The 16,686-nt window shown below is 35.1% G+C and carries 16 protein-coding genes; 3 read left to right on the plus strand and 13 right to left on the minus strand.

The window, feature by feature from the left end:
- The first annotated feature begins 117 nt into the window (after positions 1-117).
- Complete coding sequence (gndA, locus tag LG402_RS06255) at positions 118-1,524, plus strand: NADP-dependent phosphogluconate dehydrogenase (protein WP_023581264.1); 1,407 nt, start codon at positions 118-120, stop codon at positions 1,522-1,524.
- 80 nt (positions 1,525-1,604) lie between these two features.
- On the opposite strand, the gene LG402_RS06260 is transcribed toward gndA, so the two are convergent.
- Together LG402_RS06260 and LG402_RS06265 are read right to left on the minus strand one after the other, a co-directional pair.
- Positions 1,605-2,219 carry a fimbrial protein gene (locus LG402_RS06260; protein ID WP_166539064.1) on the minus strand — a complete coding sequence of 205 codons (615 nt, stop codon included), beginning with the start codon at positions 2,217-2,219 and terminating at the stop codon, positions 1,605-1,607.
- Positions 2,220-2,699: 480 nt separating this feature from the next.
- The gene (locus LG402_RS06265; RefSeq protein ID WP_109410089.1) at positions 2,700-3,068 is read right to left on the minus strand and encodes a winged helix-turn-helix transcriptional regulator; all 369 of its coding nucleotides are present in this window, start codon (positions 3,066-3,068) and stop codon (positions 2,700-2,702) included.
- Positions 3,069-3,166: 98 nt separating this feature from the next.
- Here LG402_RS06265 and nfsB point away from each other — a divergent pair, with 98 nt between their 5' ends.
- Positions 3,167-3,820 (plus strand): oxygen-insensitive NAD(P)H nitroreductase, encoded by a 654-nt coding sequence (gene nfsB, locus LG402_RS06270; RefSeq protein ID WP_227336623.1) that lies wholly within the window; start codon positions 3,167-3,169, stop codon positions 3,818-3,820.
- A 134-nt stretch (positions 3,821-3,954) separates the two neighbouring features.
- On the opposite strand, the gene LG402_RS06275 is transcribed toward nfsB, so the two are convergent.
- From LG402_RS06275 to LG402_RS06300, 6 genes are all read right to left on the minus strand, one after another.
- Positions 3,955-5,991 (minus strand): S8 family serine peptidase, encoded by a 2,037-nt coding sequence (locus LG402_RS06275; protein ID WP_227336624.1) that lies wholly within the window; start codon positions 5,989-5,991, stop codon positions 3,955-3,957.
- Between the two features lie 198 nt (positions 5,992-6,189).
- The gene (locus LG402_RS06280; protein ID WP_227336625.1) at positions 6,190-6,351 is read right to left on the minus strand and encodes a hypothetical protein; all 162 of its coding nucleotides are present in this window, start codon (positions 6,349-6,351) and stop codon (positions 6,190-6,192) included.
- Positions 6,352-6,710: 359 nt separating this feature from the next.
- The gene (locus tag LG402_RS06285; RefSeq protein WP_208105077.1) at positions 6,711-8,063 is read right to left on the minus strand and encodes a dicarboxylate/amino acid:cation symporter; all 1,353 of its coding nucleotides are present in this window, start codon (positions 8,061-8,063) and stop codon (positions 6,711-6,713) included.
- A 385-nt stretch (positions 8,064-8,448) separates the two neighbouring features.
- Positions 8,449-8,814, minus strand: coding sequence for a hypothetical protein (locus LG402_RS06290; protein ID WP_227336626.1), 366 nt, complete (start codon positions 8,812-8,814; stop codon positions 8,449-8,451).
- A 178-nt stretch (positions 8,815-8,992) separates the two neighbouring features.
- A complete protein-coding gene (locus LG402_RS06295; protein WP_227336627.1) occupies positions 8,993-10,342 on the minus strand; it encodes a dicarboxylate/amino acid:cation symporter in 1,350 nt (449 codons plus the stop codon).
- A gap of 430 nt (positions 10,343-10,772) precedes the next feature.
- On the minus strand, positions 10,773-11,267 hold the full coding sequence (locus LG402_RS06300) for a YbaK/prolyl-tRNA synthetase associated domain-containing protein (protein WP_166539070.1): 495 nt from the start codon (positions 11,265-11,267) through the stop codon (positions 10,773-10,775).
- Between the two features lie 312 nt (positions 11,268-11,579).
- Here LG402_RS06300 and yiaY point away from each other — a divergent pair, with 312 nt between their 5' ends.
- Positions 11,580-12,731, plus strand: coding sequence for an L-threonine dehydrogenase (gene yiaY / locus LG402_RS06305; RefSeq protein WP_166539071.1), 1,152 nt, complete (start codon positions 11,580-11,582; stop codon positions 12,729-12,731).
- Positions 12,732-12,879: 148 nt separating this feature from the next.
- Here the strand turns inward: yiaY and hisIE are convergent, their stop codons facing one another.
- The 5 genes from hisIE to hisB are packed head-to-tail and all read right to left on the minus strand — an operon-like array spanning position 12,880 to position 16,653.
- The gene (gene hisIE / locus LG402_RS06310; protein ID WP_413685624.1) at positions 12,880-13,497 is read right to left on the minus strand and encodes a bifunctional phosphoribosyl-AMP cyclohydrolase/phosphoribosyl-ATP diphosphatase HisIE; all 618 of its coding nucleotides are present in this window, start codon (positions 13,495-13,497) and stop codon (positions 12,880-12,882) included.
- Positions 13,497-14,270: an imidazole glycerol phosphate synthase subunit HisF gene (gene hisF / locus LG402_RS06315; protein ID WP_109410083.1), complete on the minus strand. Its 774-nt coding sequence runs from the start codon at positions 14,268-14,270 to the stop codon at positions 13,497-13,499. Before hisF ends, hisIE begins: the two co-directional genes overlap by 1 nt.
- A complete protein-coding gene (gene hisA / locus LG402_RS06320; protein WP_109410082.1) occupies positions 14,252-14,989 on the minus strand; it encodes a 1-(5-phosphoribosyl)-5-[(5-phosphoribosylamino)methylideneamino]imidazole-4-carboxamide isomerase in 738 nt (245 codons plus the stop codon). Before hisA ends, hisF begins: the two co-directional genes overlap by 19 nt.
- Positions 14,990-14,995: 6 nt before the next feature.
- Complete coding sequence (gene hisH / locus LG402_RS06325; RefSeq protein ID WP_109410081.1) at positions 14,996-15,586, minus strand: imidazole glycerol phosphate synthase subunit HisH; 591 nt, start codon at positions 15,584-15,586, stop codon at positions 14,996-14,998.
- A complete protein-coding gene (gene hisB, locus LG402_RS06330) occupies positions 15,586-16,653 on the minus strand; it encodes a bifunctional histidinol-phosphatase/imidazoleglycerol-phosphate dehydratase HisB (protein WP_227336628.1) in 1,068 nt (355 codons plus the stop codon). The genes hisH and hisB overlap by 1 nt, the downstream gene beginning before the upstream one ends.
- Positions 16,654-16,686 lie beyond the last annotated feature (33 nt).

A 16,686-nucleotide genomic window follows, 5' to 3' on the forward strand; every position in this document is an offset into this window, starting at 1 on the left:
ATACCAATTACATCAATAACTACCACCAAGTGAGAGAGTGAGTTACTATGTGATCAGGTTAACAAATTGTCAGTACATTGATACTGGCAGGTTTATTTTCAGACGGGAGTTATTTTCATGTCAAAACAGCAAATCGGCGTGGTTGGTATGGCAGTAATGGGACGTAACCTTGCGCTAAATATTGAAAGCCGTGGTTATTCTGTATCCATTTACAACCGCTCAAGCGATAAAACCAACGAAGTTATCGCTGAAAATCCAGGTAAAAAACTGGTTCCGAATTATTCTATTGAAGAGTTTGTTGATTCGTTAGAAAAACCGCGCCGTATTTTATTAATGGTAAAAGCGGGTGAAGCAACGGATAAAACAATTGCTGCATTGACACCGCATTTAGATAAAGGCGATATCCTTATCGATGGCGGAAATACTTTCTTTAAAGATACCATTCGTCGTAACCGTGAATTATCAGCACAAGGTTTTAACTTCATTGGTACGGGGGTTTCTGGTGGTGAAGAAGGCGCGTTAAAAGGCCCTTCAATCATGCCGGGTGGACAAAAAGAAGCTTACGAATTAGTCGCGCCAATCCTTGAAAAAATTGCGGCTGTTGCTGAAGGTGAACCTTGTGTGACTTATATCGGTGCTGATGGCGCGGGTCACTATGTGAAAATGGTTCACAACGGTATCGAATATGGCGATATGCAATTGATTGCAGAAGCGTATTCAGTATTAAAACACTCTTTAGGTCTAACTAATGAAGAATTAGCAGAAACCTTTACTGAGTGGAATAAAGGCGAGTTAAGTAGCTACCTGATTGAAATTACTGCTGATATCTTCCGTAAAAAAGATGACGAAGGTAAATACCTTGTAGATGTTATTCTTGATGAAGCGGCAAATAAAGGTACAGGTAAATGGACTAGCCAAAGCTCTTTAGACTTAGGTGTACCCGTTACTCTTATCACTGAGTCTGTGTTTGCTCGTTATATCTCTTCATTAAAAGATCAACGTGTTGCTGCATCTAAAGTATTATCAGGCCCAACACCTAAAGCATTCTCTGGCGATAAAAAAGCCTTTATTGAAAATGTACGTCGCGCACTGTATTTAGGTAAAATCGTTTCTTATGCTCAAGGTTTCCAACAACTGAAAGCCGCATCAGACGAATATAACTGGGATTTAAACTACGGTGAAATCGCGAAGATTTTCCGTGCGGGTTGTATCATTCGTGCTCAATTCCTGCAAAAAATTACAGATGCTTATAATGAAGATGCAAGCATTGCAAATCTGCTGTTAGCGCCATACTTTAAACAAATCGCTGACGATTACCAACAAGCTTTACGTGATGTTGTTTGTTATGGCGTACAAGCAGGTATTCCAACTCCAACATTCTCTGCCGCTATTTCTTACTACGATAGCTATCGTGCAGAAGTGTTGCCAGCAAACTTAATCCAAGCTCAACGTGACTACTTTGGTGCGCATACATATAAACGTACTGATAAAGATGGCGTATTTCATACAGAGTGGATGGAGTAAGTTTTAAAAACAATAAGTTAAAATATTTTGGGGTGCTGGTAATACAGCACCTTTTTTATTTAATGAAAATAAATATCCAATTACTTATATTGCAGAGTATAAACAACACTACTATTAACTTTACCAGCAGTTGTTGTACCTGTTGCGTAGTATTCAACAGCATAAGGTAATGTTGCTGAAAATGTATCAGAATCAATGTCTACATAAGATGTATTAGTGACTTGTGAGGTACTACCAACTTTAATTGGAGCAAAATTATTACTACCATCTAGTAATTGTAAATTAACAAAAGTAGCACCTGTAGCACTGGTATCCATATTTTTAAGTCGTCCAGTCACTGGATCAACGGTGACCCCTGCTTCAAAAAATGCTGAGACAAGACTGTGAGTAACATCGCTTGAATCTGAATTCATTCTCCAAATAGTAATAGTAGGAATTACATTTTCGCAATCGTGTAGATTCATATTAAATGCAGTCCGGCCAGTTACTTGACCAGCTTGAGTTAATACATTTGTACTTACTGTAGGTAAAGTAATGGTTGCATTAGGTCCTTGTCCTTCTATATCAACTTTACAAGTTGTTGTTGTTAATAGACCATTAAAATTTATAGTACCCGTATTATCGTCAGCAAATACTGTACCTACTGTTAAGCTCAATGCGATAGCTAATGATGTACTCAAAAAAGTTTTCTTCATAGAAACTCTCTAAAATAGTAATTAATAAATAAAAGTAGTAGCCACGTTTTTATATAAAAATACTAGAATATAATTTTATAACAGATTAACTACGTTATTTTACTAATATATATATCATCTTAAAATAAATGAAATTGGTTTTTTCTATATAAATCAACTTAATAATAGTGAATTTCTATAAGAGAGTAATTATTATTAAAGGATTGAAAATCAATAAATTATGTTTTTATTTTATATAAATAAAGTTTTTATCATAATAAGATAGAGAAATAAGATGTATTCGTTTTTTATGTAATATATTTATCTAAATTACATCATTATAAGACTTGTTTTTATTTTATTTTATATTTAAATTACCCATTTAATGGGTATTATTTTCCTAAATTAAATTTTATAAATGATGTTAAATGTTTTTTCTCAGAAATATAGAAGAATATTAATTTCTTAAAGAAATTAATATTCTAATTAAGGAAAGTGTTATCATTTTCTATTGGCAGATCTTTTTAATATAGGAATTGCTCTTTCTTCTCCCCAGCTTTGTAGTGCTGCTAAAACGTGAGAGAGTGATTCTCCATCCTCGCTGAGTTTATATTCAACTTTGGGCGGAATTTCAGCATACACTTTGCGCTCGATAAGCCCGTCAGATTCAAGTTCACGTAACTGTTTAGTTAGCATTCTAGGTGTTATTGAAATAAGTTTTCTTTTTAGCTCATTAAATCGCAGTATTTTTCCCTGTAAATGGTAAAGGATCATGCCTTTTCCTTTTCCTCCCATCAGCTCTAAAGAGGCTTCAACCGGGCATCCATCATAGGTGTAGTCGTTATATCTATTCTTTTTAACAGTATCCATTTGTACCCTATATACATAAATTGTACGTACTTGCGAGATGGTAAATTATTATTAAAATAGCACAGATACAAGTGTCTTATTTGGAATAGGTGTAATAAATGAATTTATTAAATATATTGAAAACACGTTATGCGACAAAACATTTTGATAAAAACAAAGTGATCCCTGAGCAAGAATTAGAACAAATTAAAGCATTATTACAACTAAGCCCATCAAGTGTGAATACTCAACCGTGGCATTTTATCATCGCAAAAACGGATGAAGCGAAGCAGAAAATTGCCAGCTCAACAGAGGGTGGATATGAGTTCAATAAAGAGAAAATATTAAGTGCTTCACATGTTGTAGTTATGTGTGCAAGAAATACATTAACTGAAGAATATCTCTCTCATTTGCTTGAATTAGAAGATAAAGCAGGACGGTATCCAGCAGTCGAATTTAAAGAGCAAAATAACCTTGCAAGATCATTTTTTGTTAATCTACATGAAAAACAACTTGGCGATTTATCTCATTGGATAGAGAAGCAGGTTTATTTGAATATGGGATCACTATTACTAGGTGCGGCAACGTTAGGAATAGATGCTCTTCCAATGGAAGGTTTTGATCTATCAAAAATAGATTCAACATTTTCTTTAAATGATAAAGGTCTTCATGCCGTGACAATTGTTGCATTAGGTTATAGAGAAGAAGATGATTTCAACTACAATTTACCAAAATCAAGATTGCCACAAAGTGAAATTATCACAGATATTTAGATTTTAAGTTTTTAATTTAAACCTCACTTAATTAAGTGAGGTTTTTTTAATTATGGCGTTAGCCATAAATATAATAAAAGGTGCTAAATCAAGCACCTTTTTATTAACTAAATTAGAACGGCAGGATATTAATATTATTCTATATGGATATTAATTCTAACAGGTAATTTATATTCTTTATGTTCCCAACATTGAATATAGACAGGGAAAATTCCACTGTATTTTGTTTTATTTAAATGAGTGTTTTTTTCAGGATCATATCTTAACTGTATTCTAAAGTTTCCGCCAGTATCATTACCTGGTGCTGTAGCTGTATTTAAAGCGAATCGCCCCGCATCATTCCATTTATGTGCTGCTAAATACAATACAGATACATTCCCATTACTATCAGATATTGGAATTTTAACTTCACTTACTGTTATAACTTGATTCCACCATTCTAATTCCGATGGAGCTTGTTGTGGATAATGAGCAATAATACCATTATGCTTAAGATCAGTATATTGGTAATAAAATGGAAGATTTTCTATTTTATATTCATCAATTTTAAATGAAGAATTAAGATTTAAATAATTAGATGAATATGAAAAGGGATTTATATTTACGAGTGGAGCCAGAATTTCTTTATCTAATTCATGCATTAATTGAGCAACATTAGGCCTAACACCAATTCCATCTTTTACTCCTTCAGTATAACTGGATTTTTTTAATAGTGCTCTCATACTCTCCGGTGTTAACATAACGCCCATACTTTTTGCATGAGATTGTAATAATCCAAGAGCCGCAGCACATAAAGGTGTTGAGCCTGAAGTACCACCATATGCATTATTATACCATGTGGTCGTATCATCACCTCTGCCGTATAGATTTTTGTAACCTGTAGTTGCTATCTCCGAACCCCATGAATTTACTAATGAGGTAGAATGACCATAATTCGAAAAACTGATCCTTCTTCCATTATTAGGTGAGCAAGCACCTACCAGTATACCACCATGGTCACCATAATCGATAAAATTTGAGCTCTGAGACAAGTCAACTGAACCATTGCCAGCCACATTTAGTACGATAACACCTTTTTGAGTTAAATTATAAATTTTATCCCAAAAGGATTTGAGTATAGTACCTGGAACCATTTTCTCATTATGCATTCTAGCATATTCAAAACTAACGATATCACCAGGTCTAGCATCTTCCAAAACGCGATCAGCATTTGCTATGTAATAGGAATATAATTTTGCAGAATGAGCAATGCCAGTTACTCCAAAACCATTATTTTCAGCTGATATAACACCAACAGAAGCTGTACCATGTGAATTTTTAAGAATTTCTTCTTTGGTTGTACCATTATTGGTAACAATAGTGATATTTTTATTTTGAAGATCTTCATGAAAACTGTTAACACCAAAATCAATATGTCGAATTACTGCTAATTGACCTGTATTTCCTCTAGCCCAAGCATTTCGCACATTCATACCATGAGGCTCATCAAGATATTTTTGGTAAGAAGAAAGATCAGGTGTTACTTCAGTCGTGGTATTATTTACATTAAAAATTTCTTGTTCGCTTTTAGTAGGTTCTAATAAATTGATTTCATCAGGAGTGATAGAAACATAGATAATATCACTGTCTTTTTCTAATTTATCTGCGACAATTTTTACATCATTAACAGAGAGCGTACTTTTTAAAGTATAATATTCAAAGTTGTGAATAGGGTGATTTTTTTGAAATGAGGATAAATCAATAACCACTTTTTCCAAATCAAAAAATCCACGTTCTTTTTTCAGTAATTTATCTAACTTGGATTTTTTCCCTTTATTTATTTTTATTTGAACTGAGAATTTATCATTCTCATTAATCACTGGTTCTGAAAGTACGGATAGTTTATTTTCTAGCATCGAAAATAAAGGAGCTGCTTTCTCTATCATAAATTCTGATGGCTGAAAAACGACCTCATTAGAGGTGTGTTTACCGTCAGTATAATTGACCAGTACGGTATAAGTTCCTGGTGCATTGATATAAAAAGTCTGTCCGCACTGTATGCCGCTGATTTTTTCAATAACTTCATTGTTACTCATAAGGGATAGATCAAATTTCCCTCTATTTTCATTCACTTCTGCATAAATAGAAGGGGAACTGCTCATCATTTTATATACACTAATTTCATTACTCATAATATATTCCTTTGTTTAGTAAATAACTTCAAATCCATATAAAGCTGTACAAATATACAGTTGTTTTGCGAGATGAAAACATAAGAAAGTTCTTAAAGGTAAAATTTTAATATGTTAAGTAAAAATACTTATTAATTACGGGTAGGTAAGAATGAATGAGGAAACAGAGTGTTGTTTAGTACATCAATTATAAAAATTTTATTTATTTTTATAATGAAAGTTTAAAAAATCATTAAAAATATTCGCTAGCCATTGAGGCTTTTCTTCATGTACAACATGTGAAATAAAGGGCACATTCAGTAATGAGGCAGGTTCAATATTATCAACGATTTCTTGTGAATGAGATAAAGAAACCAGCATATCATTATCACCACGGTAGACTCACACAGGGCAGTGAATATTCTTAATTTTTTCATTAGGATAGCCAGTTTTACTTTGATCTAACCACATTATTTAGACTTGATAAAATAGGCGTTAAAAATCAGGTTTAGGATTAATATCTTGTTAATCTTCACACTATTGAGGAAAATTGTATCGCCAATATTCAAGTGTAATCTTTTGATAGATCTCTTTAGCGGGATCATCATCCGTTAATTACCAACTAGCACGACAAAGTTTACTTATGACAGTCAAATCATCGGAAAAATATATGGCGATTATTTAATAAAAAGAGAGTGCTTAAATACTCTCTTTTTATTTTTTATTAAAAAATATAAAAACTATTGTTCAGATGCTTTTATATAATGTGTTTTTTCATTTATTTCATCTAATACTAAATCAGTATCTAGCTTGTTTTCTATTGATATTCTTCCACTAAAAACATCATTCATTCTCTCTTTGTCTAAGGCATTTTCCCAGCGAGCAACAACAATACAGGCGCAAGCATTGCCAACAAGATTGGTCAATGCGCGACATTCTGACATAAAGCGGTCAATACCTAGTATCAAAGCCATACCCGCAACGGGAACACTAGGAACAACCGATAATGTTGCTGCAAGAGTAATGAAACCGGCTCCTGTAACACCTGCTGCACCTTTTGAGCTGATCATGGCAACAAACAGTAATGTAATTTGTTCTGTTAATGACAAATCAACGCCTGTTGCTTGAGCGATAAATAATGCCGCCATGGTCATATAGATATTAGTGCCATCTAAATTAAAGGAGTAACCAGTTGGAATAACTAAACCGACAACGGATTTTTTACAACCCAGTTTTTCCATTTTACTCATTAATGTAGGTAGTGCGGCTTCAGACGAAGAAGTACCTAATACTAACCAAAGTTCATCTTTTATGTATTTAATTAAAGAGAGAATAGAAAAGCCATTATATTTAGCAACCGCACCCAAAACGACCAATACGAAAAGTAATGCTGTTAAATAAAAAGTAATTACCAACAACATTAAATTTCCAATGGAGGAAATCCCATATTTACCTATCGTAAAAGCCATTGCACCAAAGGCACCAATAGGTGCTAACTTCATTAGCATACCAACCATCTTAAAAACAGGTTCACAAAGATGCTGTAAGAAATTTAATACAGGTTCACCCCGTGAACCTATTGATGCTAATGCCAGACCAAAAACTACAGAAACAAACAGCACTTGTAAGATATTACCGTTAACTAATGGACTAACGATAGTATCAGGGATGATATTCATGAAAAAATCAACAAGAGAAGAGCTGTGCGCCTGAGTGACATACATTTCTACTCGGCTACTGTCTAATGATTCAGGAGAGATATTTAAACCGTCACCAGGGCGAATAATATTGGCAGTGATTAATCCAATAACAAGTGCAATTGTAGAAAATGTGAGAAAGTAAATCATTGATTTACCTGCTACTTTTCCGACTGCTTTCATATTGTTCATACCAGCAATGCCGGTCACTACGGTTAGAAAGATAACAGGTGCGATGATCATTTTTACTATTTTGATAAATCCATCACCCAAAGGTTTGAATGACTCACCAATATCAGGGTAAAAATGTCCTAATAGAATACCGAAAATGATAGCAATAATAACTTGGATATATAACACACGATAAAAGGGGAGCTTGCGGGATGAAGTCTGCATAAAAATTCCCTGTAACTGAAAGATATTGACTAAATAAAAAAGAAATTATGATGTAAATTATTATTTACATTTATTTTGTTGTGACAGGTAACTTAAAGGTATGAGTAAATCAGGTCAATAAAATAAAGTTGATTTTATCAAATATTGTGCTCTTCATCTAAAAAATTAGATTTAATTTCAATTTATCGCCATTTGTGAGATTTATTTTTCTTAAATCAATAAGTTAATGAAATTATGGTTTGTTTTAATTTATTGTATTTCTTTAAAATTATGTGTGTTTGGCTTTGATTTTTGGTGAATAAAATGATTTAAATGTAAAAAATATGGGTAGTGAGAGGTAGAGGAGGAATTGGCTTGCAATTATTTGTTTTTATTGCATTTGTTTTTAAGGGAAAAATGAACCACTGATAAATCCTTCAATATAAATAAACTCTAACCAACAAATAAATAAGCATTCAGAAAGAACAATAATAAAGGCGAGTATTGCGGGAAACTCTGAAGTATCTCTCACTAAGATAAAAAAACGAGGTAGCGTGATTACAGAAAATAGTATTTTTATTGCCAAAGCAAACGCAACAAAATAAATAGCGATATTTAAAGAAAATACTTCAATTTGAATGAGTGGTACAACAGCTGTATAAAAAAGAATAACACTACTAAGAATTATTATGGCAGAGCCACCCAGCCAATATTTGAAAAATAAAAGTTTTAGAGAATATTGTTTTTTTATCAGATCTTTTAATATATTCACAAATTTGTCCTTAATTTATAAATTAAAAAATTATAAAAATAAGCAGGAAATAATCTATGAGAAAAAGAGAAAATAATAAATAAATTATAAAAAAGATAAGTGTTTATTCGTAGTGGTAAGGAATATAAAAAATAAAAGAGCACATATGTGCTCTTTTATGGATTATAAAAAATGGTCTTTATTTCACTGGAATTTTAATTGCATTATCAGATTCAATTTCAATAGGAGCTAATGGAGCATCCTCAATAAATTCACTTGATGTTCTGCCACTAAAGACATCATTCATTCTTTCTTTATCTAAGGCATTTTCCCAACGAGCAACAACGATGCAAGCGCAAGCATTGCCCACAAGATTGGTTAATGCACGACACTCTGACATAAAGCGATCAATACCTAGAATTAATGCCATACCTGCGACAGGAACACTCGGTACAACGGATAAGGTTGCGGCTAAAGTAATAAAGCCTGCACCAGTAACACCAGCCGCACCTTTTGAACTGATCATTGCAACTAAAAGTAGTGTAATTTGTTCTGTTAATGAAAGATCGATACCAGTAGCTTGTGCAATAAATAGAGCTGCCATGGTCATATAGATGTTAGTGCCGTCTAAGTTAAAGGAATAACCTGTTGGAATAACTAAGCCGACAACGGATTTTTTACAACCTACATTTTCCATTTTACGCATTAAGCTAGGTAAAGCAGCTTCCGAAGAAGATGTACCTAATACTAACCAAAGTTCATCTTTAATATATTTAATTAAAGAGAGAATAGAGAAGCCATTATATTTTGCAACAGCACCTAACACGACAAGAACGAATAATAATGAAGTTATATAGAAAGTCAGAACAAGTAATACCAAGTTACTGATTGATGAAATACCATATTTACCAATAGTAAAGGCCATTGCACCAAAAGCACCGATAGGGGCTAATTTCATTAGCATACCGACCATTTTGAATACAGGTTCAGAGAAGTTTTGTAAAAACTTAAGAACTGGCTCACCACGAGTACCGATAGACGCTAAGGCAATACCAAAAACCACAGAAACAAACAGTACTTGTAAGATATTTCCATTAACTAATGGGCTAATAACCGTGTCAGGAATAATATTCATTAAGAAGCCAACAATTGATGAGTCATGCGCTTTTGCTACATAACTTTCTACTTTGCTCGCATCTAATGAGGCTGGGGAAATATTGAGACCATCACCTGGGCGAATAACGTTTGCAACAATTAAACCAATAATTAATGCAATGGTAGAGAAAGTCAGGAAGTAAGCCATGGATTTACCCGCAACTGTACCTACTGCTTTCATATTATTCATACCAGCAATACCCGTTACGACAGTTAAGAAGATAACTGGTGCGATGATCATTTTTACAATTTTGATAAATCCATCACCAAGAGGTTTAAAAGATTCACCAACGTCAGGATAAAAATGTCCAAGTAAGATACCGAGTAAAATGGCAACAATCACTTGCACGTATAATACTTTATAAAGCGGTTGTTTTTGAGTTGAAGTTTGCATGAAGATTTCCCTGCACCTATTGGTACATTATTTATATATTTATTTGTATGTTAGAAATAACTGAGATGTAAATATAATTTTACATTATTGTATTTTTATTGATGCTAACTTAAATGTATGAGTAATTTAGGTCAATAACATAAAATCTATTTAGTTAATTATTGAGTGCTGAATCGAAAAAAATAGTAAAAAAATCTATTTCGTACATTTATTGGCGTTAAAGGTAAGATAATGTGGAATTGGTGAGATAAATTCTGCTTTTTAAGTTATTATTGGTATTAAATATCGGCAAGGTTTTTGATCACATAATCTAAATATTACCTTTTGGCATGTAAATCTATATATACAATAAGAATCGATATCATGATAACAATTACCCTTAACTGAATAATGGCTAGGGTAATTGTTAAAAATAAATTAGCTCTTTTTATTACTCGCTTTCTTCGCGAATAAAAGAAATTAATTCAGGTTGTGCAATACGTTTGTAATCTTGTGTATTAAGAATAATTGAGCGTTCTAATGTGCCTGCATTAAAAGCGAGTTCATCAAAACGTTCAAAAAGTAGAGGGTCAGCCACAAGCTTTAATGCAGGGTGAAAACTAAAGGGAGGAATAGCACCAAATACACATTGGGTAAGATCGTCAACTTCTTTAGGGCTTGCTAGAGATGCCCTTGTTCCACCAATTTGATGAGCGAGTTTTGATAGATCGGCTTGTTTATCGGCGGGTAATATCGCAAGAACATGTTGTTTAATACCGTTACCTTTTATATGACAAACAAGTCCTTTTGCTCCCTGTCCTAATTGTGTTCCTCTAATTTTTGCAACTTCTTCAGAACGACCTGCGGTAGGGTGTTCCATTACACGATAAGTCGCATGGTTTTTATCTAATAAAGCAGTAAGTTGCTCGAAAATAGTCAAAGACATCAATGACTCCTGATTAATAAGTTATTTATTTAAGGTCATTATACGACTTTAAAAAAAATATTCTGCTGTGATGTTTATGGCTGGTTTTGATTATTTTGATAAGCTTTTCAAATTATTTTGTTACAAATGATAATATGTTAATAGTATTATCCTATTGAATTAATAGGGTAATTGGGCTTCTTTATTTAATTACCTGTAATAACATGATAAACAAATTGATATTTATTCATTATTTTGATGATGATCAATTTAAGAACAAAAAGAATAGAACATATTAAAACGTAGATTTAATTACTAAAAAGGAAGTCAATAATGGCAGTTTCAACATTCTATATCCCTTCTGTAAATAAAATTGGTGCTGGTTGCCTTGCTGATGCTGTAAGTTCAATGAAAGACTTCGGTTTTCATAAAGCGTTGATCGTCACTGATAGCATTTTAAATCAACTGGGTGTTGTTGATAAAGTCAGTAAGTTACTGACAGAAGCTGGTATTTCTAGCGTAACTTATGACGGAACTGCACCAAACCCTACTGTTGAGAACGTAGAAGCGGGTTTAGCTCTGCTGAAAGAAAATCAATGTGACTGTGTGATTTCTTTAGGCGGTGGTTCTCCACATGATTGCGCTAAAGGTATCGCGTTAGTGGCTTCTAATGGTGGAAAAATTGCAGATTACGAAGGTGTTGATCGTTCAGCTAAACCTCAATTACCACTGATTTCAATCAATACCACTGCAGGTACTGCATCAGAAATGACACGTTTTTGTATCATCACAGATACAGCGCGTCATATCAAAATGGCTATCGTTGATAAAAACGTCACTCCAATCTTATCTGTAAATGACTCAGAATTAATGATTGGTATGCCAAAAGGCTTAACCGCTGCAACAGGTATGGATGCATTAACTCATGCGGTGGAAGCGTATGTCTCAATCGCTGCAAACCCAATCACCGACGCGTGTGCATTAAAAGCAGTTACTATGATCAGCGAGTCTTTACGTAAAGTTGTTGATAATGGTGGTGATGCACAAGCTCGTGAAAACATGGCTTACGCTCAATTCTTAGCAGGTATGGCATTTAATAACGCTTCTTTAGGTTATGTACATGCTATGGCTCACCAATTAGGTGGTTTCTATAACTTACCTCATGGTGTGTGTAATGCGGTTTTATTACCACATGTTCAAGCTTATAACATCCAAGCCGCCGCGGGTCGCTTAAAAGATATCGCACAAGCAATGGGTGTTGATGTTTCTGCAATGAGCGATGAGCAAGGTGCTCAAGCATGTATCGAAGAAATTCGTAAAATGGCTAAAGATGTGGGTATTCCAGCTGGTCTAAAAGAATTAGGCGTGAAAGAAGAAGATTTCAAAACATTAGCTGAAAATGCGCTGAAAGATGCTTGTGCAATCACTAACCCTGTTCAGGGTACTGAAAGTGATGTTATCGAGTTATTCCGCCAAGCTATGTAATGCTCAAGACATAAATAACAATTGATACTTGTTATTTTATGTCTTAACTAAGTAATAAAAGCACCTCAAAATTTCTCGTTGAGGTGCTTTTTTGTTTATATGTTACTTTCTCGTTTGGTAGCTCTAGAGAGGATTAATTAGCTAGAAATTATTCGGCTTTTTTATGACGCTCTTGCAGGCAACCAATGACATCAGAGAGTGATAATGATTGGTCTTGTAACAATACCATTAAGTGATAGAGCAAATCAGAGGCTTCGTTTCTTAACTCTTCTCTGTCATTAACTGTGGCGGCTAATGCGGTTTCTACACCTTCTTCTCCAACTTTTTGAGCTATTCGTTTTGTACCGCTGGCGTAAAGACGGGCAGTGTACGAGCTATCTGGTGAAGCATTTTTACGCTCACGTAATATATTCTCCAGCTCATAGAGAAATCCCCACTGGCTTTGTGCAGGAGCAAAGCAACTTTCAGTGCCATTATGGCAAGTTGGTCCAATCGGGTTAGCTAAAATAAGTAAAGTATCATTATCACAGTCAGGATAAATATTGACTAACTTGAGAAAGTTGCCTGATGTTTCACCTTTTGTCCATAAACGTTGCTTAGTGCGAGAATAGAAAGTGATATTTCCACTTTTTAGTGTCATATCTAGCGCTTCTTTATTCATGTAGCCTAGCATTAATACATCACCTGAAATGGCATTTTGGATAATAACTGGCATGAGATTATCCACTTTTTCCCAATCTAATTGCGCTAATGTTTCACTATTCATTATATTCTTACCTTAACGTCATTTTTTGCAAGATATTGTTTTAATTCGTTAATGTTAATAATTTGTTTGTGAAAAACAGACGCTGCAAGTGCGCCATCAACATTGGCTAATTTGAAGGCATCAAGAAAGTGTGACATTTCGCCAGCACCACCAGAGGCAATAAGAGGTACATCTGCAACTTGGCGCACTTGAGCTAATTGTTTCAAGTCATAGCCTTGTCTTACACCATCTTGATTCATCATATTTAAAACAATTTCACCTGCGCCTAGCTTTTGAACTTCACGTACCCAATCAAGTGTTTTCCAGTGTGTTTGTTGAGTGCGTTTCTCATCACCTGTGAATTGATAAACTAGGTATTCACCTGTCTTTTCATCAAACCAAGTATCGATACCTACGACAACACATTGCACACCGTAGCGTTCTGCCAAGCGTGAAATCAATGTTGGATCAGAAAGCGCAGGGGAGTTGATCGAAATCTTGTCTGCCCCAAAAGAGAGAATTTTTCCTGCATCTTCAACAGAACGAATGCCACCAGCAACACAAAATGGTATATCAATGACTTCAGCGACGCGTGACACCCAGCTTTTATCAACAACTCGACCATCAGAAGAGGCGGTAATATCATAAAATACAAGCTCGTCAGCGCCTTCTTTGGCATAACGTTCAGCAAGAGGGACAATATCTCCAATAATTTCATGATTACGAAATTGAACACCTTTAACGACTTGTCCATCACGAACATCAAGACAAGGAATTATGCGTTTTGCCAACATGATATCGCCTCTTTTAATGTAAATTTGCCTTCTAATAATGCTCGACCAACAATAATACCAGTGACGCCAGATGCTGGAAGTGCTGCGATATCTTGTAAATTACCAATACCACCAGAAGCTTGAAATAAAATGTCAGGAAAACGTTGGCTAATTTCTGTATACAATTCAACGTTAGAGCCTGCCAATGTGCCGTCACGAGAAATATCGGTACACAACACATGTTTTAATCCGACACTTTGATAAAGTTCGATGATCTCTTCGAGGGTATAAGGGGAATTTTCTTGCCAGCCACTCACTGCTACCCATTTTTTGCCTTGTTTATCAATACGAACATCAAGGGCTAACACAATGGCATCTGCACCATAACGTTCAAACCAAGTTTTCACCATTTCGGGCTGACTGATTGCAGTAGAGCCAATAACAACTCTGCTTGCCCCTGCATCGAGTAATGATTTCACATCATCTTCAGTGCGAATGCCACCACCCACTTGTACTGGTATATTCACACAAGCAACAAGCTCTTTTAACAGTGAAATTTGGCGGGCAGAAGGATCTTTTGCACCTGTTAGATCCACTAAATGAAGGAGTTTTGCACCGTCTTTTTCATATTGTTGATAGCGTGTCAGCGGATTATCATCGTAATCGCGTTGTTTTGCATAATCACCTTGATGAAGGCGAACGACTTTTCCGTCAATTAAATCTAATGCTGGAATGATCATAACGCGTTACATCTCCAAAAAATTCTTGATAAGTTGGGCTCCAGCTTTTCCTGAGCGCTCTGGGTGAAATTGCACACCATAAAAATTATCTTTTTGAATTGCGCTACTAAAACGAGAGCCGTATTCAGTTTCGGCAATGGTTGATTCATTTAACGCTAAACCATAGCTGTGAACAAAATAGAACCAAGCATCGTTATCAAGAGAACGAAAAAGGGGATGGGCAGGCTTTGCTAATACTTGATTCCAACCCATATGAGGTAATGGTAAACCAGCTGTATCTAACTTATCAATTGTGCCATCAACTAACCCTAATAAAGGGACACCTTTGCCTTCTTCGCTCAGAGAAGCCAATATTTGCATGCCTAAACAAATCCCTAAAACAGGCTGTGTTAATGCTTTAATTAAAGGAATTAATTCGCGTGCTTCCAGTTGTTCCATTGCTGCGCGAGCCGTTCCCACTCCAGGTAAAAAGAGTTTATCCGCAGATAGCACAACGTTTTTTTCATAGGAAATAATGGGATCATAACCGAGTCGCTTAACGGCATAAGCGACGGAGGCTAAATTGGCACAACCTGTATCGAGAATAACCACTTTCATCACAGAACACCTTTTGAGCTTGGTAAAGTATTACCTTCAACACGAATGGCTTGGCGTAATGTACGACCAAAGACTTTGAATAAGCTTTCTGCTTTGTGGTGATCGTTTTTGCCTTTCGATTTTAGGTGTAATGTGCAACCCATGGTGTAAGAGAGTGAACGGAAAAAGTGTTCTATCATCTCAGTACTTAGATCACCGACACGTTGATATTTAAATTCTGCTTTGTATTCAAGGTGTGGGCGACCTGAAATATCTAATGCACAGCTTGCAAGGCATTCATCCATCGGTAATGTAAAACCAAAACGAGCAATGCCGCGTTTATCACCCAATGCTTCATGCAGGGCTTCACCTAAAGCAAGACCCGTGTCTTCAACAGTGTGGTGATCGTCAATCACTAAGTCGCCTTGTACATTGATGTTCATACGAAAACCGCCGTGAGTGGCAATTTGATCAAGCATATGATCAAAGAAGCCAACACCAGTGCTGATTTGGCTGTCACCTTCACGATCAAGCCAGATATCAATAGCAATTTGCGTCTCTTTTGTCTTACGTTCAACGTGAGCGTAGCGATCTTTTTTGGTGAGTTGTTCTGTGATGACCGCCCAATTAAGCTTATTGGAATTATAAAGTAAGCCTTTGATACCCATATTTTCAGCTAACTGAATATCTGTTTGTCTATCGCCAATAACGTAGCTGTTATCTTTATCGAGTGCGCCATCAACTAAGTATTGTGTCACAAGCCCTGTTTCAGGTTTGCGACAAGGGCAGTTATCTTCAGGTTTATGAGGACAAATTAAAACATCACCAAAAGTTATTCCCTGTGATGACAAAATTTGCATCATCAAATTATGTGGAGGATCGAAATCCGCTTGAGGAAAACTTTCTGTACCTAATCCATCTTGATTAGTGATCATAATAAGCTTGTAACCTGCTTTTTGTAGCGCGGTCAGTGCGGGGATCACGCCATTTTCAAAGGCGAGTTTATCGAGTCTATCAACTTGATAATCTGTAGGTGGCTCGGTGATTAAAGTGCCATCACGGTCAATAAAAAGAATTTTTTGGCTCATGGTAAGCTCCCTCAGTTGCGATTTTTGTTGTTA

Source organism: Proteus sp. NMG38-2 (assembly GCF_020640995.1).
Classification (GTDB): Bacteria; Pseudomonadota; Gammaproteobacteria; order Enterobacterales; family Enterobacteriaceae; genus Proteus.